The 25,961-nt window shown below is 70.9% G+C and carries 20 protein-coding genes and 2 pseudogenes; 4 read left to right on the plus strand and 18 right to left on the minus strand.

Going from position 1 to position 25,961, the window contains the following annotated elements:
- Positions 1 to 21: 21 nt before the first annotated feature.
- The 4 genes from ACIA5C_RS17680 to ACIA5C_RS17695 form a co-directional block, all read right to left on the minus strand.
- On the minus strand, positions 22 to 681 hold the full coding sequence (locus tag ACIA5C_RS17680; RefSeq protein ID WP_396055736.1) for a hypothetical protein: 660 nt from the start codon (positions 679 to 681) through the stop codon (positions 22 to 24).
- Positions 678 to 1,085 (minus strand): acyl-CoA thioesterase, encoded by a 408-nt coding sequence (locus tag ACIA5C_RS17685; protein WP_396055738.1) that lies wholly within the window; start codon positions 1,083 to 1,085, stop codon positions 678 to 680. The genes ACIA5C_RS17680 and ACIA5C_RS17685 overlap by 4 nt, the downstream gene beginning before the upstream one ends.
- A complete protein-coding gene (gene ettA / locus ACIA5C_RS17690; RefSeq protein WP_396055740.1) occupies positions 1,078 to 2,754 on the minus strand; it encodes an energy-dependent translational throttle protein EttA in 1,677 nt (558 codons plus the stop codon). The genes ACIA5C_RS17685 and ettA overlap by 8 nt, the downstream gene beginning before the upstream one ends.
- 136 nt (positions 2,755 to 2,890) lie before the next feature.
- On the minus strand, positions 2,891 to 3,373 hold the full coding sequence (locus tag ACIA5C_RS17695; RefSeq protein WP_396055742.1) for a hypothetical protein: 483 nt from the start codon (positions 3,371 to 3,373) through the stop codon (positions 2,891 to 2,893).
- Between the two features lie 213 nt (positions 3,374 to 3,586).
- Here ACIA5C_RS17695 and ACIA5C_RS17700 point away from each other — a divergent pair, with 213 nt between their 5' ends.
- Entirely contained in the window at positions 3,587 to 4,987 is a 1,401-nt protein-coding gene (locus ACIA5C_RS17700) for a trehalose-6-phosphate synthase (protein WP_396055744.1), read from the plus strand.
- Here ACIA5C_RS17700 and ACIA5C_RS17705 read toward each other — a convergent pair.
- The 4 genes from ACIA5C_RS17705 to cobC are packed head-to-tail and all read right to left on the minus strand — an operon-like array spanning position 4,984 to position 8,659.
- A complete protein-coding gene (locus ACIA5C_RS17705) occupies positions 4,984 to 5,340 on the minus strand; it encodes a VOC family protein (RefSeq protein ID WP_396055746.1) in 357 nt (118 codons plus the stop codon). The two genes, ACIA5C_RS17700 and ACIA5C_RS17705, sit on opposite strands and share 4 nt — an antisense overlap.
- A 27-nt stretch (positions 5,341 to 5,367) precedes the next feature.
- Positions 5,368 to 6,561 carry a uroporphyrinogen-III C-methyltransferase gene (cobA, locus tag ACIA5C_RS17710; RefSeq protein WP_396055748.1) on the minus strand — a complete coding sequence of 398 codons (1,194 nt, stop codon included), beginning with the start codon at positions 6,559 to 6,561 and terminating at the stop codon, positions 5,368 to 5,370.
- Positions 6,558 to 7,610, minus strand: a complete 1,053-nt coding sequence (gene cobT / locus ACIA5C_RS17715) for a nicotinate-nucleotide--dimethylbenzimidazole phosphoribosyltransferase (RefSeq protein ID WP_396055750.1) — start codon at positions 7,608 to 7,610, stop codon at positions 6,558 to 6,560. The genes cobA and cobT overlap by 4 nt, the downstream gene beginning before the upstream one ends.
- Entirely contained in the window at positions 7,607 to 8,659 is a 1,053-nt protein-coding gene (gene cobC / locus ACIA5C_RS17720) for an Rv2231c family pyridoxal phosphate-dependent protein CobC (RefSeq protein ID WP_396055752.1), read from the minus strand. The genes cobT and cobC overlap by 4 nt, the downstream gene beginning before the upstream one ends.
- 108 nt (positions 8,660 to 8,767) lie before the next feature.
- Between cobC and ACIA5C_RS17725 the strand changes: the two are divergent.
- Positions 8,768 to 10,903 (plus strand): annotated as a pseudogene (locus ACIA5C_RS17725) (transglycosylase domain-containing protein); the annotation flags it as partial.
- Between the two features lie 531 nt (positions 10,904 to 11,434).
- Here the strand turns inward: ACIA5C_RS17725 and ACIA5C_RS17730 are convergent.
- Both ACIA5C_RS17730 and ACIA5C_RS17735 read right to left on the minus strand, forming a co-directional pair.
- A complete protein-coding gene (locus ACIA5C_RS17730; RefSeq protein WP_396055754.1) occupies positions 11,435 to 12,061 on the minus strand; it encodes a TIGR03086 family metal-binding protein in 627 nt (208 codons plus the stop codon).
- Positions 12,062 to 12,200: 139 nt separating this feature from the next.
- Positions 12,201 to 14,522 carry a cobyrinate a,c-diamide synthase gene (locus ACIA5C_RS17735; protein WP_396055756.1) on the minus strand — a complete coding sequence of 774 codons (2,322 nt, stop codon included), beginning with the start codon at positions 14,520 to 14,522 and terminating at the stop codon, positions 12,201 to 12,203.
- Positions 14,523 to 14,633: 111 nt separating this feature from the next.
- Between ACIA5C_RS17735 and ACIA5C_RS17740 the strand changes: the two are divergent.
- Together ACIA5C_RS17740 and ACIA5C_RS17745 are read left to right on the plus strand one after the other, a co-directional pair.
- Positions 14,634 to 15,446, plus strand: a pseudogene (locus ACIA5C_RS17740) (SURF1 family protein); the annotation flags it as partial.
- Positions 15,447 to 16,176: 730 nt separating this feature from the next.
- On the plus strand, positions 16,177 to 16,608 hold the full coding sequence (locus tag ACIA5C_RS17745; protein ID WP_396055758.1) for a hypothetical protein: 432 nt from the start codon (positions 16,177 to 16,179) through the stop codon (positions 16,606 to 16,608).
- On the opposite strand, the gene ACIA5C_RS17750 is transcribed toward ACIA5C_RS17745, so the two are convergent.
- The 8 genes from ACIA5C_RS17750 to ACIA5C_RS17785 all read right to left on the minus strand — a co-directional run bounded on the left by ACIA5C_RS17750 (position 16,594) and on the right by ACIA5C_RS17785 (position 25,489).
- Entirely contained in the window at positions 16,594 to 18,117 is a 1,524-nt protein-coding gene (locus ACIA5C_RS17750) for an ATP-dependent DNA ligase (protein ID WP_396055760.1), read from the minus strand. The two genes, ACIA5C_RS17745 and ACIA5C_RS17750, sit on opposite strands and share 15 nt — an antisense overlap.
- A gap of 36 nt (positions 18,118 to 18,153) precedes the next feature.
- Positions 18,154 to 18,450: a hypothetical protein gene (locus ACIA5C_RS17755; RefSeq protein ID WP_396055762.1), complete on the minus strand. Its 297-nt coding sequence runs from the start codon at positions 18,448 to 18,450 to the stop codon at positions 18,154 to 18,156.
- An 86-nt stretch (positions 18,451 to 18,536) separates the two neighbouring features.
- A complete protein-coding gene (locus ACIA5C_RS17760) occupies positions 18,537 to 19,994 on the minus strand; it encodes an FAD-dependent monooxygenase (protein WP_396055764.1) in 1,458 nt (485 codons plus the stop codon).
- Positions 19,995 to 20,007: 13 nt separating this feature from the next.
- Entirely contained in the window at positions 20,008 to 21,360 is a 1,353-nt protein-coding gene (locus tag ACIA5C_RS17765) for a dipeptidase (RefSeq protein ID WP_396055766.1), read from the minus strand.
- 13 nt (positions 21,361 to 21,373) lie between these two features.
- The gene (locus ACIA5C_RS17770; protein ID WP_396055768.1) at positions 21,374 to 22,423 is read right to left on the minus strand and encodes a M48 family metallopeptidase; all 1,050 of its coding nucleotides are present in this window, start codon (positions 22,421 to 22,423) and stop codon (positions 21,374 to 21,376) included.
- A 33-nt stretch (positions 22,424 to 22,456) separates the two neighbouring features.
- Positions 22,457 to 23,050 carry a uridine kinase gene (locus tag ACIA5C_RS17775; protein ID WP_396055770.1) on the minus strand — a complete coding sequence of 198 codons (594 nt, stop codon included), beginning with the start codon at positions 23,048 to 23,050 and terminating at the stop codon, positions 22,457 to 22,459.
- Positions 23,040 to 24,572, minus strand: a complete 1,533-nt coding sequence (locus ACIA5C_RS17780) for a cobyric acid synthase (protein WP_396055772.1) — start codon at positions 24,570 to 24,572, stop codon at positions 23,040 to 23,042. The genes ACIA5C_RS17775 and ACIA5C_RS17780 overlap by 11 nt, the downstream gene beginning before the upstream one ends.
- Positions 24,569 to 25,489 carry a cobalamin biosynthesis protein gene (locus ACIA5C_RS17785; protein ID WP_396055774.1) on the minus strand — a complete coding sequence of 307 codons (921 nt, stop codon included), beginning with the start codon at positions 25,487 to 25,489 and terminating at the stop codon, positions 24,569 to 24,571. The genes ACIA5C_RS17780 and ACIA5C_RS17785 overlap by 4 nt, the downstream gene beginning before the upstream one ends.
- Positions 25,490 to 25,961: the final 472 nt, after the last annotated feature.

Raw genomic sequence — 25,961 nt, forward strand, 5'->3', positions numbered from 1 at the left:
ATCCGGTTGTCCGATCCTCCATCACCCGATCGGGTGTACACCTATAGGCACAACGGCCAATTTATTGACTTTCTGTAGCCACGCAACTCCATATGGTGCAGAAAGACCCACCCATTTTCCGGCTGTCCGGACCCGGGTCTCGGGACTGTCCACTCCGTCCGGTCCGAGGAAACCCATGCGGGAGATCGCCTGAACGAGTCGCTGGGACACCTCGACCGGCTCACCGGCGGACGGCGTCACGGTCAACGCGACATGATCGAGGAGCGCATCGCGTACAGCTCTCTGGCCGATCGCCCGATCGCCGAGCGCGCCCGCCGCGACCTCGCGAAGCGTGCCGGCCGCCGCGGCGGCCAGGCGCGCGAGTTCGGCGCCGGAAACGGACTCCACGGTGAGAGCCGAGGCGGGCGGCAGCGGCCAGCGCCACTGCGCGTCGCGAAGAGCAGGCAGCGTGTCACCGCCCTTGGCCAGCACCGACAGCAGTTCGGAGGCCGAGACCGTCGCATCGCCCGGCCCGGTCCCCGCCACCTCGCGGGTCACCAGCACCTCCCAGGGAAGGCGGGCCCACAAGGCGGTTCGGCCGCCCGACGACCTGAGGCGGACCGGCGCGGCCGGGTCGAGCCGGACCAGCCGGGCCAGGAAGGCCCCGGCGTCGGCGACCCCGGCCAGGCCGTGCGCGGTCATCCGGAGTAGTACGGCGCGAGGAAGTCGCGCTCGGTCTGGTTGAGCCGGCGCGGATGGCCCTCGGCCAGGTTGTAGGGGACGCAGATCGATTTGGCCCGGCTGGCCAGCACGCCCGCGTCGAACAGCTCGTACGAGACGGTGAACGCCGCCGCCCGCAGCTCGGAGATCCAGATCTCGACCCGCACCGGCTCGCTGTAGTTGACCGGGCGCAGGTAGTCGATCTCGTGGCGGGCGACGACGATGCCCTCCTCGAACGACCCGAGGCCGTGCTTGCGCGCGCCCACGAAGAACATGGCAACGCGCGCCTCCTCGTACAGCGTGAGGAAGCGCGCATTGTTGACGTGCCCGTACGCGTCCATGTCGGACCAGCGCACGGGAACGTCGTGGATGAATCTGTCAGTCACGGGTCAGCTTGCGGTAGGTGACCCGGTGCGGACGGGCCGCGTCGGCACCGAGGCGGTCGATCTTGTTCTTCTCGTACGCGTCGAAGTTGCCCTCGAACCAGAACCACTTGTCGGGGTCCTCGTCGGTGCCCTCCCACGCGAGCATGTGGGTGGCGACCCGGTCGAGGAACATCCGGTCGTGGGAGATGATCACGGCGCAGCCGGGGAACTCGAGCAGCGCGTTCTCCAGGCTGGAGAGGGTCTCGACGTCGAGGTCGTTGGTCGGCTCGTCGAGCAGGAGCACGTTGCCGCCGATCTTCAGCGTCATCGCGAGGTTGAGCCGGTTACGCTCGCCGCCGGACAGCACCTTGACCGGTTTCTGCTGGTCAGGGCCCTTGAAGCCGAACGCCGCGACGTACGCCCGGGACGGCATCTCGACCTTGCCGACCATCAGGTGGTCGAGCCCGTCCGAGACGACTTCCCACACCGTCTTGGTGCCGTCCAGGCCGGACCGGTTCTGGTCGACGTAGGAAAGCTGCACGGTCTCACCGATGCGCACTGTGCCGTCGTCCGGCTGCTCCAGCCCGACGATGGTCTTGAACAGCGTGGTCTTGCCGACGCCGTTCGGGCCGATGATGCCGACGATGCCGTTACGCGGCAGCGAGAACGACAGATGGTCGATGAGCGTACGGCCGTCGAAGCCCTTGGTCAGATCCTTGGTTTCGATGACCGTGTCGCCCAGGCGCGGGCCCGGCGGGATCTGGATCTCCTCGAAGTCGAGCTTGCGGGTCTTCTCCGCTTCGGTGGCCATCTCCTCGTACCGCTCGAGGCGCGCCTTCGACTTGGTCTGGCGGGCCTTCGCGTTGGACCGGACCCACTCGAGTTCATCGGTGAGGCGCTTCTGCAGCTTCTGGTCCTTGCGGCCCTGCAACTTCAGGCGGGCTGCCTTCTTGTCGAGGTAGGTCGAGTAGTTGCCCTCGTAGGGGTAGGCGTGGCCCCGGTCCAGCTCGAGGATCCACGTCGCCACGTTGTCGAGGAAGTACCGGTCGTGGGTGATCGCGATGACCGTGCCGGCGTACTTGGACAGGTGCTGCTCCAGCCAGCTCACGCTCTCGGCGTCGAGGTGGTTGGTGGGTTCGTCGAGCAGCAGCAGGTCGGGCGCCTCGAGGAGCAGCTTGCAGAGCGCGACCCGGCGGCGCTCACCACCGGAGAGCTGGGTGACGTCGGCGTCCGGCGGCGGGCAGCGCAGTGCGTCCATCGCCAGCTCGAGCTGCGAGTCGACGTCCCACGCGTTGGAGTGGTCGAGCTCCTCCTGGAGCTTGCCCATCTCGTCCATCAGCTCGTCGGTGTAGTCGGTGGCCATCTGTTCGGCGATCTTGTTGAACCGCTCGAGCTTGGCCTTGGTCTCCGCGACCGCCTCCTCGATGTTGCCGAGGACGGTCTTGGCGTCGTTGAGCGGCGGTTCCTGGGCCAGCATGCCGACGGTATAGCCGGGCATCAGCCGGGCCTCGCCGTTGCTGACCTGGTCGATTCCCGCCATGATCTTCAGCAGGCTGGACTTACCGGCGCCGTTCGGACCGACCACACCGATCTTGACGCCCGGCAGGAAGCTCAGCGTCACATTGTCGAGAACGACCTTGTCGCCGTGCGCCTTGCGCGCCTTTTCCAGGACGTAGATGTACTGGGCCACGGTTGTGCCCTACCTCCGTGATCGATGTGTGGTGCCGGAAGAAATGCGGAAACTGATGCCGAATGCTCAGGCAATCTTTCCAGGTCCGCTCCGGCTCCTTACGACAACCCCGCCCGGGGCCCCGCGATTCCCCTGTTCACCCGACGGCGGAGGTGGCGGTGTACGACTCGTGGCGGCCGTCGGCGAACTCGATCTGCAGGCTCTTGCGGGTCACCGTGAACCGGTCCTTCTTCTGGTCGAGCACCACGTAGCCCGTGTCGGTGGCGGTCACGCCGGGCAGGAAGAGGCCGTTGTAGTTCTGGACCAGCGCCAGGTCCTGGCCGTTGACCAGGGTGTGACTCTGGTAGTAGAGGCCACCGTTCGGATCTTCGCAGATCCAGATGGTCGAGCCGTTGTTCGTCTTGATCATCAGGACCTGGCTGAGACCGCCCTTGCCGAGGGCGGAAGCCGCGGCCTGGGCCGCTGACGGGCACGCGGTGCCGCTGATCGAGGGGGCCGGCGAGGCGGTGACCACCGACTGCGTCGCCGGGCCGGCGACCTGCGTCTGCTGGGACTGCTGGGACTGCTGGGAGGGGTCGTCGCGGCGGTGACGCTCGCCGAGCACGTAGCCGGCGGTCATTCCGATGATCGTAAGAAATACCGTGGCGATGACCACAGGGAAGAACAGTGGCCGCCTCGGCGGGAAAAGATCAACGGACGATGTCACGCGCCCAGGATGGCATCCGGCTGCTACTGAGGTCTATCAAAGCCATGCGGTACTGGGCGCACCCGGCGGGTACTACGCACAGTAGGCTCTCCGTGGGAACAGAAACGACCCGGAGGTGCACTCAGCGTGGCCGAACGAAGTTCCTTCGTCGTAGTTGCGAACCGTCTGCCCGTCGATGAGGTCACCACCGGCGACGGGGAGCGTCAATGGCGCACGAGTCCAGGTGGCCTGGTCACGGCGCTGCACCCGGTGCTGACCGAGCACGGCGGCACCTGGATCGGCTGGGCCGGCGGCACCGGTGACGCCCCCGAGCCGTTCGAGCTCGAGGGCGTCCGCATCCACCCGGTCCCACTCAGCGCCGAGGAACTCGAGCGCTACTACGAGGGCCAGTCCAACGCCACGATCTGGCCGCTCTACCACGACGCGGTCGAGACGCCGGTTTACAAGCGTCGCTGGCGCGACTCCTATCGGCTGGTCAACCAGCGTTTCGCGCGGGCCGCGGCCGAGGTCGCCGACGACGGCGCGACCGTCTGGGTGCAGGACTACCAGCTCCAGCTGGTGCCCTCGATGCTTCGGGAGCTGCGCCCCGACCTGCGCATCGGGTTCTTCCTGCACATCCCGTTCCCGCCGATCGAGCTGTTCATGCAGATGCCGTTCCGGGCCGAGGTGCTGCGCGGCCTGCTCGGCGCCGACCTGGTCGGCTTCCAGCAGCGGCTGGCGGCGCAGAACTTCGTACGCCTGGCCCGCCACCTGCTCGGCCTGCGCTACGAGGGGCAGTCGATCCAGGTCGACGGCCGCAAGGTCAAGGCGGGCGCCTTCCCGATCAGCATCGACACCCGCGAGATGGAGCGGATGGCGGCCGACCCCAAGGTGCAGGCCCGGGCCAAGGAGATCCGGGCCGAGCTGGGTGACCCCAGGACGATCATCCTGGGCGTCGACCGGCTCGACTACACCAAGGGCATCGAGCTGCGGCTCAAGGCGTTCCGCGAGCTGCTGCACGACGGCAAGCTCAAGGTCGGCGACGCGGTGATGGTGCAGGTGGCGACCCCGAGCCGCGAGCGCGTCGAGCATTATCAGACGCTGCGGGTCAAGGTCGAGCGCGAGGTCGGCCGGATCAACGGCGAGTTCGCCCGGGTCGGCGTGCCGGCCGTGCACTACCTGCACCAGTCGTACAGCAAGCAGGAGCTCGCCGCGATGTACGTGGCGGCCGACGTCATGATGGTGACCCCGCTGCGCGACGGCATGAACCTGGTCGCCAAGGAGTACGTGGCCTGCCGGGCCGACACCGGCGGCGCGCTGGTGCTCAGCGAGTTCGCCGGCGCGGCGACCGAGCTCCGCCAGGCGTTCCTGTGCAATCCGCACGACCCGGACGGGGTCAAGGACGCCCTGCTGCGGGCCGTCGCGGCCGAGCCGGTCGAGCTCAAGCGCCGCATGCGGGTCATGCAGCGGCACCTGCGCACGCACGACGTCGCCCAGTGGGCCCGCACGTTCCTCGACGAGCTGGGCGGCGAGACCCAGGAGTCCTAGATGTAGAGGCAGAACGGATGGCCGTCCGGGTCGATGTAGACCCGGACGCCGTCTTGTGGCTGATAGTCCGCCAGGGTCGCGCCGGCCGCCGCGGCGTGGCGTCCCGCCTCGTCCAGGTCGTCGACCTGGATGTCGAGATGCATGCTCGTCGGCGGGTCGTCCGGTCCGGGCGGCCACACCGGCCGGCGGTAAAGGCTGGCGGTCTGGAAGGAGAGCCCGGGACCGCCGCCCGGCGCGCTCAGCATGACCCAGTTCGGCTCGTCCTTGAGTACGTCCCAGCCCAGCAGCCGGCGGTAGAACGCCGCCAGTTCGTTGGCGTCCGGTGCGTCCAGCACGACGCCGGTCAATATCATCCGTGGTCGCCCATCCATTTCTGTGAGTTACCCCACTGTCACTGAATCAACCACCTCGCCGATCACCACGACCGCCGGATGCCCGATCGCCGCCGTCCGCACGTCGGCCGCGACCGAGCCGAGGGTGCTCCGCAGGGACCGCTGGCGTTCGGTGGAACCCTCCTGGATGACGGCGACCGGCGTCGAGGACGAGCGGCCCTCAGCGATCAGCCGGGAGGCGATCGCCGGCAGATTTTTCATCCCCATCAGCACGACCAGGGTGCCGCGCAGCCGGGCCAGAGCCGGCCAGTCGACCAACGAGGCCGGGTTGTCCGGGGAGACGTGGCCGGAGACCACGGTGAACTCGTGGGCGACGCCGCGGTGGGTGACCGGGATGCCGGCCAGGCCGGGCGCCGCGATCGAACTGGTCACGCCGGGCACGACCAGAACCGGCACGCCGGCCTGGGCGCAGGCGATCATCTCCTCGCCGCCGCGGCCGAAGACGAACGGGTCGCCGCCCTTGAGCCGGACGACGAACTTGCCCTCCTGGGCCCGTTCGACCAGGACCCGGTTGATCTCCTCCTGGGCCTTCTGCGGCCCGTACGGAATCTTGGCCGCGTCGACGAACTCGACCTCCGGCCGCAGTTCGCCCAGGAGCATGCCGGGCGCCAGGCGATCGGCCACCACCACGTCGGCCGCGGCGAGCAGCCGCCGCCCCTTGACCGTGATCAGCTCCGGATCGCCCGGACCGGCCCCGACCAGGGCGACACCCTTGTAGTCGGAAGAGGCCGGCGGCGAGGACAACAGGGAAGCGGCGACCAGATCGCGCACGGCCATCGCCCGCCGCCGGTCACCCCCGTCGGTCACCGCCACGGTCACCGGGCCGTGCCGGGTCACGGCCGGCGTCCACGCGGTCGCGGCGTCACGGTCGTCCGCGCGTACGCAGAAAACGCGGCGGGCCTCCGCCGCCGCACTCACCTCGGCCGCCGCCGTCGCGTCGTCGATCGCCACCTGGACCAGCCACGCCCCGTCGACGTCGGCCGGCTCGAACCGCCGGGCGCTCCAGGACAGGCGGCCGGCGTCGACGTAACCCTGCAGCGCCGGGGTCAGTGCAGGCGCGACGATCTCGACCTGCGCGCCCGACGAGAGCAGCGCCGGAACCCGGCGGGTCGCGACGGCCCCGCCGCCGACCACCAGCACCCGGCGGCCCTCGAGCCGCAGAGCGAGCGGATAGAGACTCACTTCTCCGACACCCCGGCCGAGTCGAACGTGGCGACCTCGTGCAGCACGCGCACGGCCGACGCGACGACCGGCAAAGCGAGCACCGCGCCACTGCCCTCGCCCAGACGCATGCCGAGGTCGATCAGCGGCTCGAGGCCGAGGTGGGCGAGGGCGACCGACGCGCCCGGCTCGGCCGAGCGGTGCCCGGCGATCATCGCGGCGACCGCGTCGGGGGCGAACGCGGCGGCGGCCAGCGCGGCCGACGCGGCGATCACGCCGTCGACGATCACCGGCACGCGGTGGGCGGCCGCGCCGAGGATGAAGCCGGTCAGCGCGGCGTGCTCGAGCCCGCCGACCGCGGCGAGGACACCCAGCGGGTCGGTCCTGTCGGGGGCGTGCCGGTCGAGTGCGGCCGCGATCACCGCGGTCTTGTGCCCGAGCATCGTGTCGTCGATGCCGGTGCCGCGGCCGGTCACGGCGGCCGGGCCGGCACCGGTGAAGACCGCGGTCAGCGCCGCCGCGGGAGTCGTGTTGGCGATGCCCATGTCGCCGGTGAGCAGGCACTTCGCGCCGGCCGCGACCAGCTGGTCGGCGACCGCGATGCCGACCTCGACCGCGGACCGGGCCTCGTCGCGGGTCAGGGCGGCCTCGGCGGTCATGTCGCGGGTGCCCCGGCGCACGTTGGCGTCGAGGAGGTTCGGGCCGCCGTGAAGGGGGATCGAGACGCCGATGTCGATCACCATGACCTCGGCGCCGGCCTGCCGGGCGAACGCGTTGACGACCGCGCCGCCGGCCACGAAGTTGGCCACCATCTGGGCGGTGACCTCCTGCGGCCAGGGGCTGACGCCCTGGGCGTGCACGCCGTGGTCGCCCGCGAAGACGGCGACGGTGGCCGGCTCGGGCATCGGCGGCGGGCAGACGCCGGCCAGCCCGGCCAGGCGCACCGACAACTCCTCGAGCGCGCCCAGCGAACCGGCCGGCTTGGTCAGCCGCGCCTGCAGCTCGCGGGCCGCCGTCATGGCTGCCTCGTCCGCGGGCCGAATGGCCTCGATGGTCGTCTCCAGGGTCACGGTCGTTCCTCCAGCACTGCGGTCAGGACGTCGACGAATGCGTCGGTGGTGGCAGTGTCGCGCACGGCCAGCCGCAGCCAGTCGACGCCCAGCCCGGGGAAGGTGTCGCCGCGGCGCACGGCATAGCCACGTCGACGTAGCTCGTGGCGGATTTTGGCCGCCCCGTCCAGGCGTACCGAAAGAAAGGCACTTGCGGGAGCACCCGCGACCGTGAGTTTCGGCACCCGGCCCAGCCGTCCCACCAGGTGAGCGCGATCGCCGGCCAGGCTCGCGGCGATCGTTCGCTCGGCGGCGACCGCGGCCGGCGAGGAGCAGGCGATCGCGGCGGCGAGAGCCGGCGTCGAGACGGGCCAAAGCGGCTGCGCGGCGGCCAGCCGGGGCAGCAGATCGGCCGGGCCGAGCAGATAGCCGATGCGCAGACCGGCCAGGCCCCACGTCTTGGTCAGGCTGCGCAGCACCACCAGACCGGGAAGATCGCGGCGGCCGGCCAGCGACTCCGGCTCGCCGGCGAACCCCGGCCGATAGGTCGTGTCCGAAAATGCCTCGTCGACGACGAGCACCCGCCCGGGCCGGGCCAGCTTCGCGATCTCCTCGGCCGGGTGCAGCACCGACGTCGGATTGGTCGGATTGCCCACAAAAACGAGGTCGGAGTCCTCGGGCACCAGCGAGGCGTCGAGCCGGAACCCCCGGGCCTCCGACAAGATCACGCGTTCGACCTCATGCCCGGCGTTGCGCAGGGCGGCCTCGGGTTCGGTGAACTGCGGGTGGATCACGACCGGGCGCCGCGCTCCGCGCAACGCCTGCGCGAGCAGCACGAACGCCTGGGCGGCGCCGGCGGTCAGAAGGACCTCGTCCCGGTCGCGGCGATGCCTCTCGCTCACGGCGGCGACGGCTTGCGCATTTTCCGGGTACGCGGCGAGCCCGCCCAACGACCGCACCAACGGCGCGGAAAGCCACTCGGGCATCGGCGCGTGCCGCACGTTGACGGCGAGATCGATCAGACCGGCGCCCACCTCCGCGTCACCGTGGTGTCCGAGGTCGATCGTCATGCCACCAAGCATGACGGACCCCGTTCCGGCTGCCTCTTTGGGCCGTTTCGTCCGGTCTTGGCTGTGGGTTCTCTCATGTTCGGCCGTTCCGTCCGGATGTGAGCCCTTTTGCCATACCTTCGAGGGGTGTCAGCCGGAAAAGTCGCACCCCTCATCCGAGCCGGGCTGATCGCGAGCCTCGTCGTGGCCGGCCTCGCCTACCCCCTCACCGCCCTCGCCGGCATCGGCATCAACGCCGGCGCCCACGCCCTGCAGAACATGCCGGACGAACTCACCGTCGTGCCCAACGCGCAGACCACCTACGTGTACGCCCGGGACGGTCGCACCCTGCTGACCACGTTCTACGAGGAGTACCGCAAACAAACCAAGATCCAGAACATGTCGCCGTACATCACCGAGGCGATCGTGGCGTCCGAGGACAGCCGGTTCTACGAGCACCACGGCGTCGACGCGAAAGGCGTGGCCCGCGCATTCGTCGCCAACCAGCAGGCCGGCGGCGTCTCCCAGGGCGCGTCCACGCTGACCATGCAGTACGTGCGGATGGCCCTGCGCGACGCGGCGAAGACCCCGCAGGAGGCGCTGGACGCGACCGAACAGACCACCGGGCGCAAGATCCGGGAGATGCGGCTCGCGCTCGAAGTCGAAAAGCGCATGTCGAAACAGGACATCCTCGAGCGGTACCTCAACGCGGCCTACTTCGGGCACCGCGCGTACGGCGTCTACGCCGCCTCCCAGATCTTCTTCTCCAAACTGCCCAAGGACCTCGACCTCGGGCAGGCGGCCCTGCTGGCCGGCCTGGTCAAAGCACCCTCCGCCTTCGACCCGGCGAGCCACAACCAGAGCGCGGCCATCTCCCGCCGCAACTACGTGCTCGACCAGATGCAGAAGATGGGCTCGATCACCCCGGCCCAGGCCCTCGCCGCGAAAAAGGCGAAGATCACCCTGCATCTGAGCACGCCGCCCAACGACTGCGTGTCGATCTCGGAGAAGCACAACGACTGGGGCTTCTTCTGCGACTACTTCAAAGACTGGTGGATGCGGCAGCCGGCCTTCGGCCGCAACCCGGTCGAACGCGAGGAGAACCTGCGCCGCGGCGGCTACACCGTGATCACGTCGATCGACCCGTCCATCCAGGCCTCGGCGATGAAGCACATCCTCGCCAAGGAGAAGAAGCGCAGCAAGTACGCCCACGGCCAGGTGGTGATCGAACCGGGCACCGGGCGGATCGTCAGCATGGCGGTCAACCGGACGTACTCGCTGGACCAGTCGCACAACGGCAAACACAGCGACCCGTCGAAGCGGAAACACGCCAAGGGCAACTATCCGAACACGGTCAACCCGCTCCTCGGCGGCGGCACCATGTCCGGCTACCAGGCCGGCTCCACCTTCAAGATCTTCACCATGCTGGCCGCGCTGGAATCCGGGATGCCACTGAGCACGTCCTTCTACAGCCCACCGCAGTACGTGTCGAAATACATCGTGGCGCCCGGACCGGCCGCGTGCGGCCACCGCTGGTGCCCGAAGAACTCCAGCCAGGGCATGACCGGCACGCAGACAATGTGGAGCGGCTTCGGCAAATCGGTCAACACGTACTTCGTACAGCTGGAAGAAAAAGTCGGCGCCGACAAGGCGGTGGCCATGGCGGAGCGACTCGGCCTGCAGTGGCGCACCGGCATCGACAAGGAACTGGCGTCACCGGAACACTCCGCCGGCTGGGGCGCGTTCACGCTCGGCGTCAGCGACGTCCAGCCGATCGAGATGGCCAACGTGTTCGCCACGGTCGCCGCCGACGGCGCCTACTGCGAGCCGCTGCCGGTCCGCTCGATCAAGAACCGGGACGGCTCCAACGCCACCTTCCAGGGCAAACTGATCGCGGCGCCGCGATGCCATCGGGCCTTCAGCCCCGACGTGGCCCGGGCAGCGACGGACGCCGCCGGCTGCGTGACCGGGTACGGCGCGTCGAAGGGCAGCTGCGGCGGGTGGCAGACGTCGCCGATGGTGTACGCGACGCTGCACCGCCCGGTCGCCGGCAAGAGCGGCACGACCGACAACAACCGCACGGCCTGGTTCTGCGGCTTCACCCCGCAGCTGGCCGCGGCCGCCTTCGTCGCCGACCCGGACAACTCCAACGACAACGTCGGTTCCGGCCGGTCGACGATCTCGAAATACACGCTCGCGGAGACGCTGCGGGACGCGCTGAAGGGCCAGCCGAAACTGAAGTTCACGCCGCCCTCCCACGCGCTGACCTACGGCGGCCACGACCCCGACAGCCGCGACTCGGACCGGCACAGCACCTCCGACAGCCGCTCCGATTCCGGCTCGGGCTCAGAATCAGCCGCGGACTCCGGCTCCGGTTCCCACTCGGACTCGGGTTCCCACTCGGACTCGGGTTCCCACTCCGGCTCGCACGCGGACTCGCACTCCGACTCCCACTCAGGTTCGCACTCCGGCTCGCGGTCCCACTCCGGCTCGGACTCCCACTCCGACTCCCACACCAGCTCGGACTCGCACTCCGACTCCGGCTCGCACTCCGGCTCTCACTCCGGCGCCCGCGCGGGCACGCACTCCGGTTCCGGGTCGTCGGGCGACAGCAACTGAGACGGGCGTTGGCCGTCAGGCGGCTGAGACGGGCGTTGACCGTCAGGCGGCTGAGACGGGCGTTGACCGTCAGGCCGCTGAGACGGGCGTTGACCGTCAGGCCGCTGAGACGGGCGTTGACCGTCAGGCCGCTGAGACGGGCGTTGACCGTCAGGCGGCTGAGACGGGCGTTGGCCGTCAGGCGGCCGGGATCACGGGCAGTTCCGGGTTGCGGGGCGGGCGCCAGCGGGCGTTGCGGCCGGCCCGGCACAGGACCTGCTGGAGCAGCTCGTCCTCGGGGTCGGCCGGGATCGCCGGCCCGAACATGCCCGGGACGCCCTCGGACGGCCCCTGGGAGAGAAACTCGAGCAGCACCTCGAGCGTGCGCGGGTCGGCCGCATAGTCCTGGCCGGTGGCCCGCGCGAGATCCCAGCTGTGCATGATCAGCTCGTTCATGGCGACGGTGCCCATGGCGGTCGCCGGCATGGTCGCGCCGCCCGCGGTAGCCGTGCCCGTCCAGGCGGCCGGGTCTTTCCACGCCGTGGCAAGGTCTTCGAGGAGGACCGGCAGGCGGCTGCGCCAGTGCCGGGAGAGCCGCTGGGCGGAAGGCTGCGGCGGCGGCCCGTCGGCGCCGGGGGTGTCGGTGCGCTTGCGGGCGGCCTGCGTGAAGGCGTAGGCCAGGCCCATCAGATGGTCGAGCAGGGCGGCGACCGTCCAATCGTCACACGGTGTCGGCGCGGTCAGCTCGTTGTCGTCAACTCCCAGCAGCAATGCTCTCAGCTGACGAACCGGCGGGTCGAAGTCCAGCGGCACACGGTCGGCCACGGTCGTCCTCCTTCGGTCGTCGGTGTTAAGCCCACGTTACGGGTGGGGTACGACACTTTCGCGCCGGGCAACGGGGGTTTTCGCGGCTGGACGGCTTTCTTTCCGGATCGCTTCCCATGGATCCCGGAACCGTTCAAGATCAGGGTGCGGTTATGTCCACGGTGTCGCTGAGGTTGGCCCCACTCGGCCGCGGACGCCCCTGCTCAGACGCCGCCCCGGACCGCTCGACGGCCACCCCGTTGCTGTGCGCCCCATAGACCGCCCCGAACTCGGCCGCGACCCGCTCCCCCAGCCCCGCATCAGCCAACCCCGGCGACGGCATCCTCGGCATCTGCGGCCCGGCCTGACGCTGCCCAAGACCCGGACCCGACTCACGCAACGGCATGCCAGACACCTGCGTCCCCGACTCACGCGGCCCCAAACCCGGACCCGGCTCACGCAACGGCAGACCCGGCACCTGCGGCCCCGACTCACGACCCGGCAGACCCGGCACCTGCGGTCGGCCCCCGGCCGGCCCCCGCTGTGGCAGACCCGACATCTCCACCGGGCCGCGCTGCTCCACTGCACCACGCTGCTCGACCGGGCCACGCTGCTCCACCGGGCCACGCTGCTCGACCGGGCCACGCTGCTCCACCGGGCCACGCTGCTCCACCGGGCCACGCTGCTCCACCGGGCCACGCTGCGGCGAGCCGGCCCGCGCACTCACCTCCGCCGCCCCGCGCGACGGAAAACCCTGCGCCTCGGCGGACAGGAAACCCGGCGCGTCGGCGGGGCCGCGCGGCGGAAGGTTCTGCAAGTGCGTCGGCACCTCGGCCGGGCCTCGCTGCGCCAGGGCCGGTTCCGGCGCGACGAACTCGATGTGGTCGGGCGTAGACGGTGCGTACTCCGGCTCGCCCGGCCCGAAGCCCGTGCCGAACTCCGGTCCCCGGCGGTCGGCCCGGCCCGGCACCAGGTCGCCCCGCTCGGCCGGCGGCCCGAAGTCGGGACCGCTGACCTGGCTCGGCATCTCCGGCGCGGGCGCCCCGCCGACCGTCGGCATGGCCGGTGGGGGCGACGACATCGCCACCGTGGGCACCGGCACCGGCACCGGCTGCTGGAGCGACATCGGACCGGCAATCGCCGCGGCCACGATCCGCTTGGCGATCTCGGGTGCGGCTGCCCAGTGCAGGCCCAACTGGGAGGCGTGCACCTGCCGCCAGACGAACCCTTCCGGGTTGCCGCCCGACCAGGTCCAGGCCGGCACCGCGCCGGCCCGTGGCGTCACGACTGCCCGGTGCTGCTTGTAGCCGGTGATCCGCGCCCCGGCCGGCGCCAGCACCGAGGTGGTCGGCGCGGTTGCCTCGCGGTAGCCGGCGATGGTCTGTTCTCCGGTGTAGGCGGTCGCGTCGAGCACCCCGCACATCGGCCGGCCGTCGAACTCCTGGCCGAGCCAGGGCAGCGCCACGCCCTCGGCGACCACCGGCCAGCCGTCGGCCGCGAATTTCGCCACGGTGCTGCAGAGTCTGCGGTTGGCCGACAGCTCCTCCGCGTACCCCTCGGGAAGCCCGGCCCCGACGATCAGCGCCCGCGTTCCGGCTGGGAGCGTCTCGTCGCGCAGCGGGTCGACGATTGCCACGTCGGCGCCGGCCGCGGAGAGCAGTTCGGCCGTCTCGACGTACGTGTAGGGGGCGCCCGGTCCACCGGCCAGCGCGACCACCGGTCGCTGCTCGAAGGGGTCGGCGCCGATCGCCTCGGCCGGTGTCCACAGCGGGCCGGGGAGTGCGGGCGCCGAGTTGGCCAACCCGATCAGGCGATCGAGGTCGAGGCCGCCGACGACGGCCTCACCCAGCCTGCGTACGGCGCGGCTCGCCTCGACCGTACGGTGAGCGACCGGTACGGGCCCGTGGGCCCGGGCCGGCAGGACGTTGGGCAGGTCACCGCGCCGCAACGCACCGAGCACCGGCATGCCGATGTCGTCGAGCGCCGTCCGCAGCATCTGCTCGTGGCGGGGCGAGGCGATCCGGTTGAGGATCACGCCGCCGAGGTGCACCATCTCGTCGAACATGCGGAACCCGTGCACCAGCGCCGCAATCGAATGCCCCATCGCGGCCACGTCGACGACGAGCACGACCGGCGCGCGCAGGGCGGCGGCGACGGCCGCCGTGCCGTCGATCTCGGGCTGTCCGGTCAGCGAGTCGAAGAGGCCCATCGCGCCTTCGATCACCGCGAGCTGCGAGCCCGACGCGCCGTGCGCGAAGAGAGGGGCGACACGCTGCGCGCCCACCAGCCGGGGGTCGAGGTTGCGGCCGGGACGGCCGGCGGCCAGACCGAGGTACGCGGCGTCGGTGTGATCGGGCCCGACCTTGAACCCGGACGCCGTCACGCCCCGAGCGACCGCCGCCGCGAGCAGGCCGACCGCGATCGCCGTCTTGCCGTGCCCGGAGGACGGTGCGCTCACGACCAGACGGGGCTGGGCGTTCATCAGTGGCTCTCCCGACGATTCCGTTCCTGTGCGCCCGCGTGATATCGACCGCCGCCTCGGCACAGTACCCGCCGGAAATGGACGCCTCGGGCGGCCGGGTAGCCTCGGGGCGTGTACCGGTTCCTCCTGACACCGCGCTGGCTGGGCGCCGCGGTGCTGGCCATCGCCGCCGCCCTGGTGATGGTCCGGCTGGGCGAATGGCAGCTGCATCGTTATGAGGAACGGCACGCGATCAATACGCGCATCGATGCCGCCGACTCGACCCGGGCCGCGCCTCTGACCTCGGTCGTCTCGCCGCCGAGCGCCGCTGGAAAGGCCGGTCCCGCCCCGGGCAACTCGGTGGCCTGGACAAAGGTGACGTTCACCGGGCAATACGACCCGGCGCACGAGATCCAGGCACGCGGCCGCACGGTTGACGGCGACGTCGGTTTCGAGATCGTGACCCCGCTCCGGTTGAGCGACGGCAGCGGTGTGCTGGTCGACCGCGGCTGGGTGCCGGCACCCGATGCGGGGGCGCTCGCCGCGCCTACGGTGCCGCCCGCACCGACCGGCCAGGTGACGGTCGTGGGCCAGATCCACCTGTCGGAAAGCCGACCTACCCCGATCGAGCACCGGGACGGCCGTCTCGACACCCGGCGCATCTCGGTGCCTCGCCTCGCGGGCCAGATGCCGTTCCCGGTCTACGGGGCTTACATCCTGTTGACCGACCAGACGCCGGCCAACGACAAGGCGTTCTCCCAGATCCCGATCGACCACGAGGACGACTGGCAGAACGCGGGCTACACCGTCCAGTGGTGGCTCTTCGCGTGCATGACGCTGTACGCCTACGTCTATTACGCCCGCAAGGAGAAGCAGCTCCGCGCCGACGCCCGGGCGAACGGGGCCGCCTCGTCCCCACCGACCGGCGACCGCGTCGACGAGGCCGACCGCGATCTGGCCGCCGCCCGCAGCACCGCCCAAGCCGACCACGCACAAAAGGCCGCCCCGACCGGCAGCCCCCTAGCCGACCACGCACAGGAAGCCGCCCCGACCGGCAGCGCGCAGGCCCAGCACGCACAAGAGGCCGCCCGGACCGGCAGCGCGCAAGCGGCCGGCGGCGCGCAGCCCGGTGCGAAAGGGGCCGCCGCGCAACGAGCCGGTGCGAAAGAGGCCGACGCCCAAGGACGCGGTGTGGAAGCGGCTGCCGCGCAACGACCCGATGCAGAAGCGGCCGCCGCGCGACGACACGATGTAGAAGCGGCCGCCGCCCAAGGACACGATGCGGAAACGGCCGCCGCGCAACGACCCGATGCAGAAGCGGCCGCCGCGCGACGACACGACGCGGAAGCAGCCGGCGCGCGAGTAGCCGGCTCGGTCGGCGGCGTGGAAGCCGACGGCCGTGTGCAAACGACCGCCGGCCAACCGGCCGCCGTGCCGGGGGGCCGGGTCGGCACGAAGGAGCGGGCTGAACGCAGGCGCGCCGAGAAGGAAGAGCGCAAGCGGGCCGGCAGGGAAGAAGCCGAGCGCAAGCGGGCCGAGAAGATCGAGCGGATTCGTGCCGAGGCGATGCGGAAGGCTCCGGTCGACCGGGTTGAAGAGGCAGATCGGAAACGCGCCGAGGCCGAAGCGAAGCGTAAGCTCGCGGCTCAGTCCGGCCAGGACTAGATTCGCGGCCATGACCGCCACGCCGAGCGATCCGTGGGACGTCCCGCCCGCTGTCACGCCGTCCGTGTCGCCGGCCCCGGCCGCCGATCCCGGTCCGGTGATCGTGCAGATCGCCGAGATCGGTGTGACGTCGACCGTCGTGCACACGCCGACCGGTGACCTTCCGCTGGCCGGGTCGCAGTGGCAGGTCAACGACTACTGGTTCACCACCCAGCGCATCCCGAAGTGGGCGATCGTGGCCGCGGTCGCCGGCTTCTGCGTGCTGACCGTCTTCAGCCTGCTGTTCCTGCTGGTCAAGGAATCGGTGGCGCAGGGGACGGTGCAGGTGACGGTGACCAACGGCACCCGCCAGTACGTCGCCCGCATCCCGGTCAGCGACCAGAACGCCGTCACCGCGATCAACCAGCAGGTCAACTATGTGCGGACGCTAGCCGCCCTCTGACCCGCGGCCCAGCGCCTTGACCATCTCGATCGTGTCGGCCTCGGAGGCCGGCTTGTCGTCGCGGTAGCGCAGCACCCGGGCGAACCTCAGCGCGACCCCGCCCGGGTAGCGCGGCGACGTCTGCACCCCATCGAAGGCGATCTCGACGACCTGTTCCGGCCGCACCTCGACGACCCAGCCGTTGTCGTTGACCTTCAGTTCCTGGAAGCGTTCGGTCTGCCATCGCAGCAGCTCGTCGGTCAGCCCCTTGAAGGTTTTGCCGAGCATGATGAACCCGCCCGTCGACGGGTCGCGGGCGCCCAGGTGCAGGTTGGACAGCCAGCCCCGGCGTCGGCCGTGCCCCCACTCGACGGCCAGCACGACCAGGTCGAGCGTGTGCCGCGGCTTGACCTTGACCCAGGCGGCGCCGCGCCGGCCCACGTCGTACGCCGCTTCGGGGGCTTTGATGACCACGCCTTCCTGCCCGTCGGCGAGCGCCGCCGCGAATGCGGCCGCGGCCTGCTCCTCGGTCTCGACGCTGGTGCGGCCGACGGTCAGCGATGAGGGCAGGGTGTCGGCCAGCGCCGCCCAGCGCACCCGGCCGGGCTCGTCGAGCAGGTCGGCGCCGTCGAGGTGGAGCAGGTCGAAGAAGTAGGGCACCAGGACCGCCGTCGACGTGCCCCGGGTGGCGGCCCGGCTCGACGTCTCCTGGAACGGCCGCGGCCGGCCGGACGCGTCGAGGGTCATCGCCTCGCCGTCGAGCACGATCTCGCGGACGGGCAGTTTGCGCACCTCGGACACCACTTCGGGCATGCGGGCGGTGATGTCGTCGAGGCTGCGGGTGAAGACGGCCACCTCGTCGCCCGAGCGGTGCACCTGGATGCGGATGCCGTCGAGTTTGACGTCGACGGTGGCCGGGGTGCCGGTGGCGAGCAGGGCCGCGGCCACGTCGGGCGCGCTCTGGGCGAGCATCGGGGTGAGCGGGGTGCCGACCCGCAGGCGGATTTCGTCGAGGGCGGGCGCGCCTCCGGTCAGCGCGGCGACCGCGACCTGCTTGAGGTCGCCGGAGAGCAGCAGCGCGCGGCGCACCGCGGTGACCGGCACCTCGGCCGCCTTGGCGATCGCGTCGGCGAGCAGCCCGGCCTGGGCACCTTGCCGCAGCTCGCCGGAGAACAGGCCGATCAGCAGCCGCTGCTCGTCGGCGGTCGCGGCCCCGAACAGCGCGCCGATCAACTCGCGCCGGCGGGCCTGCGAGCCCGCCCCGGCGACGACCGAGATCTCGGCGACAGCCGCGTCGACCCCACCGACGGTCAGCGTCGGCTCAAGAGCCGGCGCCGGTCGGTCACGCAGGCTCGCATAGCCCACGCCGGTCTGGCGCTGCCGAAGCTCGCCGGCCAGGTATGCCGACCCGGCCGCGATCTCGTCAGGATCGAGACGTCTCAGCGCGTCGGCCAGGAGCTCGATCTTGGCCTTGCGCCCGGACACTGCCGATATGGCAGCCGAGGTGGCTGCCAGGTCTAGGAACCGCACGGCCCCATCCTGACAGCCACCTCCGACAAAAACGGTTCATGCGGCGAGCGGCTCGGTGATCGGGAAGCCACGAGCCCGCACCGCTTCGGCGACCCGCGTGAGCTGGGCGTCGATGGCGCAGAGAGAGGCGGAGATCTCGTCGAGATCGTGGGTGAGTGCGGTGTCGTCCCACCGTGCGACGTCGATGTCGTCGAGCGCAAGCACGGCGGCCCGGAGCCGAGCGATGGACTCGAGACGGTTGCGGTAACGGAGTCGATCAATGGAGTTGCGCGGCCCGACGGGCTTAGGCCGCAGCCCGGCGGCGACTGCCGGGCGAGGCTCATTCGAACGCATGTTCGATACTCTAACAGGACGCGAACGCCAGGCGCACCACAATCACCCGTTCAAGTCGTACCTCTCACAAAGCGGGAAACCGCAGCTCAAGCCTGCAAGATCGGCGAAAAAACCAGGACCGCGTCGGCCGGCAGACAGGATGCGGCCACGAAACCGTCGGGCCGGACGAGGTAGAGCCGGCCGGGCTTCAGACCGGGCGCCGACGGGAAGGCGTGCACGGGCACACCCAGGTCCGGCACGTCCGTCGCGCGCACTCCGCCGTACGCATGCACCTGCCAACGCAGCGAGCGCAAGCTCGCGAAATTGTCCCCGGCCCACGGCAGCCGCCGGCCGACCACCGGGTCGCGCCGGCCGCCCTGGACGCCCGGCGTCATCCAGTAGTGGATGCGGATCTGCGACACGTACTCGAAAAGCCGCGAACCGCGCGGCGCGAACCGGATCGCCAACGGCATCAGGAGAGGCACCGCGACCCGGCGAAACGCGCGCCGGCTGCGCTTCTGCGAGGTGATCAGCCCGAAGACCTGATCGGTCGTGGCGACCAGCTTGCGCGCCACCGGTCGCCGCTCGGCCTCGTAGCGGTCGAGCCACCCGTCCCGGCGGCGCCCCTGCAGCACGTCGGCCAGCTTGAAGGCGAGGTTGTGTGCGTCCTGCAGCCCGGTGTTCATGCCCTGGCCGCCGACCGGCGAGTGCACGTGGGCGGCGTCCCCGGCCAGGAAGAACGGCCCGTCCCGGAACGCCGCCGCGACCCGGTGGTGCACGCGGTAGGTCGCGAACCAGCGGGCCTTGCCGTAGGTCACCGCGAACTGGTCACGGAGGCGGGCCCGCGCGTCCTCCTCGGCCAGTTCGTCGCTGAGGTCGTCGTCGTGCACCTGGCCGATCAGACGGAAGTTGCCCCGGCCGTCCATCGGGAAGCCGACCATGAAGTCGTCGCCGCCCGGCCGTACGTTGATCGCGTCGGCGACCAGCCCGGCCACCGCCCCGGCGTCGATCACGAAGAAGCGCTGCGGGTTGGTGACACCCTCGTACGCGATCCGCCGGGCCTGGCGCACCTTGCTGTTGGACCCGTCGCAGCCGACGCAGAAGCGCGCCAGGATCGTGTCGTTGCCGACCTTGGCCGACACCCCGGTTTCGGTCTGCGCGACCGCGGTGAGCGCGGTCTCCCACCGCACGTCCGCCCCGAGCGACCGCAGATTTTCGTAGAGGATCTCCTCGTTGCGGCTCTGCTCGAGCACCTCGATGTACGGGAAGGGCGTGAGGCCCTCGCCGAGCGGGCCGATCGGCACTCGCCCGAAGACCCGGGTGAGGTAGCCCGGTGCAAGGGCGGTCGCCCGACGGGACTCCTTGAGCACGTGGTCGCCGATGCCGAGCTGGTCGTAGATCTCGAGGCTGCGGGCCTGCACGACCAGCGCCCGCGACTCGCGCGTGGGGCCGGCCTTGCCGTCCACGACGATCACACCGACCCCGAGTTTGACCAGCCAGTTGGCGAGCATCAGCCCGGTCGGGCCGGCACCCACCACGAGCACGTCACACGACAGCTCGGCCATCGCGACACTCCTTCTATCTGGTCAAAGCCTCCGCGACGTTCCTGAGCAGCAGCGCCTCGGCCTCGCAGACCCGCGCGAACTCGCCCAGGTGCAGGCTCTCGTCCGGGCCGTGCGCGGCCGAGAAGGGGTCTTCCACGCCGGTGACCAGGATCGCCGCCTGCGGGAAGAGCTCCTGGAAGGTGGCGATGAACGGGATCGACCCGCCCACGCCCATGTCGACCGGGGCGGTGCCGTCCCAGGCCGTCTGGAACGCGGCCCGCGCGGCGTCGAAGGCCGGGCCGGTCGCGTCGATCACGCAGGGGGCGCCGTCGCTCTCCAGCGTGACCTCGACCTGGGCACCCCACGGCGTGTATTTCTCCAGGTGGGAGCGGATCGCGGCGTAGGCCGACTTCGGGTCGTCACCGGGCGCCAGCCGTACGCTGATCTTGGCCTTGGCCGACGGCTGGAGCGCGTTGGCCGCCGCATTGGTGGGCGGCGCATCGATGCCGAGCACCGAGACCGACGGCTTGGTCCAGGCCCGGTCGGTGATCGAGCCGTGCCCGATGAGCTTGACGCCGTCGAGCAGGCCGGCCTCGTGGCGGAACCGGTCCTCCGGGTAGTCGACGCTCGCGCCCTCGCGGCCGACCAGCCCGTCGATCGCCACCTCGCCCTGCTCGTCGTGCAGCGTGGCGAGCAGCTTGACCAGGGCGGTCAGCGCGTCCGGCACCGGACCGCCGAACATGCCGCTGTGCACCGCGCTCTTGAGCACCCGCACCTCGACGAACGCGTTGACCAGGCCGCGCAGCGACGTGGTCAGCGCCGGCTGGCCGATGTCCCAGTTGCCGGAGTCGGCGATCACGATGACGTCGGAGCGCAGCTCTTCGTGGTATTTGTTCAGGATCGTGTCGAGCGACTCCGACCCGTACTCCTCTTCGCCCTCGACGAAGACGACCACGCCGACCGGAAGGTCGTCGCCGAACGCGCGCAGCGCCGCGACGTGGGCCATCACGCCGGCCTTGTCGTCGGCCGCGCCCCGGCCGTAGAGCCGCCCGTCCCGCTCGACCGGCTCGAAGGGCTCACTGGTCCAGAGTGCGGGGTCACCGACCGGCTGCACGTCGTGGTGCGCGTAGAGCAGCACGGTCGGCGCTCCGGCCGGTGCGGCCCGGCGGCCGATCACCGCCGGCCGGCCGCCCTCCCGGACGATCTGCGTGTCGAGGCCGCAGCCGCGCAGCAGCTCGGCGACCGCCTCGGCCGACCGGTCGACCTGCGAGTGGTCGAACCCCTCGAAGGCGATGGACGGGATGCGGACCAGCCGCTCGAGGTCGGCACGGACACCGGGCATCTCCCGCGCGACCGAGGCGCGCAGATCGTTTTCAGAAAGGCTCATGGCCCGATCGTAGTTAGGAATCGCCGTCCCGGCGCCCGCGGTCGTTGACCCAGGAACGGGCGCCCCGCGCCGCCGAGCCGGCCAGGTCGGCGGCACCGTCGCCGAGCTTGCGGAGCAGGCCGACCAGCGGGTCCTGCGAGTTGTTGAAGCTCTCGCGGTAGGAGTTGGCCGCCGCCTTCACGTCGTCGGCCACCGACGCGTCGCCGTCCGAGTCGCGGCGCGGGTAGTCGCCGCCCAGGATGCGCGCGTATTCCCCCGAGTCGACCCATTTGCGCAGCTCGGCGGCGCGGGCGACCGGCACCGGGTGGCTGCTCCACGCGGTCATGCCGATCTTGTGGATGCTGTCGCGCAGGTCGCCGCCGCCCTCGTATTCGGCCGCCTGCTCGAGGAACGCCGCGGTATCGATCTGCGAGAGGTCGCCCCCGCCGGCCAGCTTCATGAGCAGGCGGAGCGAGGCGGCCGGGTCCTGCCCGGCGAGCAGGCCCGCCCGGTCGGCCGACAACTCGGCCTTGCGCCACCACTCGAACATCGCGGCGATGATCGCCCGCAGCGCGAGGGCGCCGATCGGCAGCCAGCTCAGGCTGGCCGCCCAGCGGGTGAGGATCAACAGGATCGTGCGGTAGACCGCGTGGCCGCTGCGCACGTGGCCGATCTCGTGGCCGAGCACCGCCCGCAACTCGTCGTCGTCGAGCCTTTCCACCGCGCCGGTGGTGATCACGATGAACGGTTTGTCGATGCCGATCGCCTGGCCGTTGATGATCGGGTCCTGGGTCACGTAGAGCTCGGGCAGTTCGGCGACGTCGAGCGTGCTCGCCGCGTCGGCGAAGATCTGATAGACCCGCGGGTATTGACGGTGGTCGACCCGGATCGCGCCGGCCAGGAACGACAGGCGGAAGCCGCGCTCGTTCCACATGCCGAAGAACGCCTTCACGACATCGTCGAAACCACGCAGCTCACGCAGCGCGGTCAGGGCGCCGCGATCGGCCGGGTGCTCCCACGCTCGCGAGCTGATTCCGGTCAGGGTGACCCGCCTGCGTACCGGGCGGCTCTCTTCGTCAGTCATGTCGTCCCCACCCGTTCTCACTGGTCAGAAGCATCAAAGCCGCTCGTAACGATCATCGGCGGTCTCGGCCGAACCGTCGACGACCAGATCGGCATGCTGTTTCGTCCGGTCGGCGGCGAAGTGCCGGTCCTCGGCCGATCGCCAGCGCTCAAGGTACGCCCGAAACGCAACACTGTCGTCACCGTCACGGGCCAGCGCTCGAGCCAGCCGCAGCTCAGGCGGGGCGTCGACGAAAACAATCAGGGAAAGATCAGGGCGGATACCCCTACGGGCCACGCTGACGCCCTCGACGATCACGACCGGCGCCGGATCGAGCCGCACCGGAACCGGGTCGAAGGCGCCGCGATCCCAGCGATAGCGCTGGTAGAACGCGGTTTGGCCGCGACGCAGCGGCCCGAGCACGCGCTCCTCCAGCCGATCGAAGAAGGTGAATTGGTCTTCCCAACCGTCGAGAAGATCATCGGTGTGCACGACCGGCGCGTCGATCTGTTTGGCCAGCCTCAGGGCGAACCGCGTCTTGCCGGCCCCGGAGGGGCCGTCGACGGCGATCAGCCGAACGTCGCCCAGGCGGGGCTTCAGGTTCTTGACGTACGCGCTGAGCTGCGCGAACCGCCCGTCAAACTCCACTCGGCGCTCCCGGGGGAACGAACGGCAGCCCGGCCGGCGGGCCGCTCTCGATGAGCCGCAGAAGCCCGGAGGTGTCCAGGTGCTCCTCGACCAGGTCGGCAAGCGCGTCCAGGGCTCGCTCCCGGATCGCCGCGAACCGGGTGTCCGGCGCCACCGTGAACCCGTGCCGCCCGGCCTGCCGGGCCGCACCGGTCAGGAACCGGCGGCGGAACTCGTCCGACTCGAAGGCGCCATGCCAGTGGGTGCCGCTCACCGCGCCGGCCACCGCACCCTCCGGGCGCCCGTCGGCATAGTGCAGGAGCGGCTGCGGCGCGTCGCTCACCGCGTACCCGTGATGGATCTCGTAGCCGGAAACCGGCGCACCCAGCCCGGCCCCCGACGGGCGAGCGAGCGTCTTGCGCTCGGCGAAGCCGAAATCGACAGGGAGCAGGCCGAGGCCCGGCACCGTGCCGCGCCCGCTCTCCACCTCGTCGTTGATCGTGCGGCCGAGCATCTGGAAACCGCCGCAGATGCCGAGCAGCGGCTTACCCGCCCCGGCGTGCCGCTCGACGGCGTCGGCCAGTCCGGTGCGGCGCAGCCATTCGAGATCGCTGACCGTCGCCTTCGACCCCGGAATCACCACGAGATCGGCGTCGGCGAGATCACCCGCCTCGACGGTCAACTGCACCCGGACCCCCGGCTCGGCGGCGAGCGCCTCGGCATCGGTGGCGTTCGAGATCCGCGGAAGACGGACCACGGCGACCCGCAGCCAGGAGCTTCCGAGCGGGGCCGCCGGGCGGCCCAGCGTCCGGCCGTACGCCAGGGAGTCCTCCGCATCGAGCCAGACGTCATGATCGAAGGGCAGCACGCCGTGTACCGGCCGTCCGGTCGCCGCAGTGATCATGTCGAGGCCCGGCTGCAGCAGGCTCATGTCACCACGGAACTTGTTGATCACGAAGCCCGCGACGTGCGCCTGATCCTCCGCGCTGAGCAGCGCGAGCGTCCCGAAGAAGGCCGCGAACACCCCACCCCGGTCGATGTCGCCGACCACGATCGCGGGCAGCCCGGCGTGCCGGGCCAGACCCATGTTGACGAAGTCGCCGTTCCGCAGATTGATCTCGGTCGGGCTGCCCGCTCCCTCACAGATCACCGCGTCGTACTCCTGCTGAAGCTCGGCCAGCGCGGCGTACGCGGTCCTGGCCAGCGTGGGGCGCAGCGAGCGATAGTTGCCCGCCGTGACCGTGTCGACCGCCCGGCCGAGAAGGACCACCTGGCTGGAGCGATCGCTCCCCGGCTTGAGCAGCACCGGGTTGAACCGGAGGTCGGGCGGCAGGCCGCAGGCCGCCGCCTGCATCGCCTGAGCGCGCCCGATCTCCCCGCCGCGCCCGTCCGCACCGACGACGACCGCCGAGTTGTTGGACATGTTCTGCGCCTTGAACGGCGCGACCTTGACCCCGCGCCGATGCAGCCACCGGCAGATGCCGGCGGTGACCACGCTCTTGCCGGCATCCGAGGTCGTGCCGGCGACCAGCAGCCCGCTCATCGTCGTGCTCCCGCGGTGCCCGCCGCTATCGCGAGGGCCAGGGCGCCGACGACGCCGCTGATGCGGGCCGCGCGTCTGAGGTGCGCCGCCGCCGGCCTCGGCCCGTCGCCGAGAAAAGGCCGGGTCTCGCTGCGGCCAAAATAGACGTTGCGGCCACCGAGGCGTACGCCGAGAGCACCGGCCATCGCCGCCTCGCACTGCCCGGCGTTGGGCGAAGGATGATCGTTGCGGTCGCGCCGCCAGACCCGCAGCGCCTCTCTTCGCTGGTCCGCGACAGCGATCGTGAGCAGCCCGGTCAGCCGGCTCGGTACCAGGTTGAGCAGGTCGTCGAGGCGGGCGGCCGGGGTACCGAACCGGGCATATCGGTCGTTGCGGTGGCCGACCATGGCGTCGAGGGTGTTGGCGGCGCGGTAGGCCAGCAGGCCCGGAATGCCCGCGATGCCGCCCCAGATCAGCGCCGCGACCACGGCGTCCGAGGTGTTCTCGGCAACCGACTCGACCGTGGCCCGGGCCAGTTCCGACTCGTCGAGGCCGTCCGGGTTGCGGCCGCAGAGGTGGCTGAGCCGTCCGCGCGCCTGTTCCAGGTCGTGGTCTTCCAGATGAGCCGCCATGATGCGCGACTCTTTACGCAGCGTGCGCCCGCCCAGCACGGTCCAGGTGGCGAGCGCCGTGATCGTGGCCCGGGCAACCGGCCGGTTACGCGTGGCTCGGCCGGCCGCCCACCCGGCCGCCGCCGGCACACCGACCGCCACCGCGGCGAAGAGGGCACCGGCTTTGCGACCAGGCGCGTAGAGCTTCCGCTCCAGCCTCCCGGCCAGCGTCCCGAACCCGGCCACCGGATGCCACCTTTTCGGATCGCCGACGATCACGTCCAGCACATAGCCCGCGACCAGCCCGGCCGCATCCGCTCGCCCCACCCGGGAATCCTATGACCCGACCATCCCGATCGACGCCCCGCGCCCCCAGCTCACCGCCTTCGCCCGCTCCCGCGCGTCCCTTCAGCACGCGCCCGCCGCTCATGACGCCGCCCCACGCTCAACCAGCACGGATCAGTGACCTACGGCTCGACGTGTCCGAAGTCGACATCGGCCACCACCGGCCCCGCCCCACACCCAATCGCGCAGAAGAAGACGCTCCACCCCACCACCGAGCCCAACCGCAACTACCACGCCATACGCCCGTAGCCGCATCCACCGCGCCGTAACCGCAACCACCGCGCCGTAACCGCAGCCACCGCGCCGTAACCGCAACCACGAGCCGTAGCGCAACCACCGCGTCGTAACCGCAACCACCGCGCCGTAACCGCAACCACCAGTGGTAGCGCAACCACCAGCCGTAAGCGCAACCACCAGCCGCAAGCGCAACCACCAGCCGCAAGCGCAACCACCA

Origin of the sequence: Actinoplanes sp. NPDC051343 (assembly GCF_044455125.1) — a bacterium.
Lineage (GTDB): Bacteria > Actinomycetota > Actinomycetes > Mycobacteriales > Micromonosporaceae > Actinoplanes.

Excerpts from the sequence above, each read along its gene's own strand:
- ACIA5C_RS17680 (WP_396055736.1), bottom strand. The coding sequence starts at position 681 with ATGACCGCGCACGGCCTGGCCGGGGTCGCCGACGCCGGGGCCTTCCTG.
- ACIA5C_RS17695 (WP_396055742.1), bottom strand. The coding sequence starts at position 3,373 with ATGACCGCCGGCTACGTGCTCGGCGAGCGTCACCGCCGCGACGACCCC.
- ACIA5C_RS17705 (WP_396055746.1), bottom strand. The coding sequence starts at position 5,340 with ATGATATTGACCGGCGTCGTGCTGGACGCACCGGACGCCAACGAACTG.
- cobC (WP_396055752.1), bottom strand. The coding sequence starts at position 8,659 with ATGACGATCGACCTCGGACACCACGGTGACGCGGAGGTGGGCGCCGGT.
- ACIA5C_RS17735 (WP_396055756.1), bottom strand. The coding sequence starts at position 14,522 with ATGAACGCCCAGCCCCGTCTGGTCGTGAGCGCACCGTCCTCCGGGCAC.
- ACIA5C_RS17745 (WP_396055758.1), top strand. The coding sequence starts at position 16,177 with ATGACCGCCACGCCGAGCGATCCGTGGGACGTCCCGCCCGCTGTCACG.
- ACIA5C_RS17755 (WP_396055762.1), bottom strand. The coding sequence starts at position 18,450 with ATGCGTTCGAATGAGCCTCGCCCGGCAGTCGCCGCCGGGCTGCGGCCT.
- ACIA5C_RS17760 (WP_396055764.1), bottom strand. The coding sequence starts at position 19,994 with ATGGCCGAGCTGTCGTGTGACGTGCTCGTGGTGGGTGCCGGCCCGACC.
- ACIA5C_RS17765 (WP_396055766.1), bottom strand. The coding sequence starts at position 21,360 with ATGAGCCTTTCTGAAAACGATCTGCGCGCCTCGGTCGCGCGGGAGATG.
- ACIA5C_RS17770 (WP_396055768.1), bottom strand. The coding sequence starts at position 22,423 with ATGACTGACGAAGAGAGCCGCCCGGTACGCAGGCGGGTCACCCTGACC.
- ACIA5C_RS17780 (WP_396055772.1), bottom strand. The coding sequence starts at position 24,572 with ATGAGCGGGCTGCTGGTCGCCGGCACGACCTCGGATGCCGGCAAGAGC.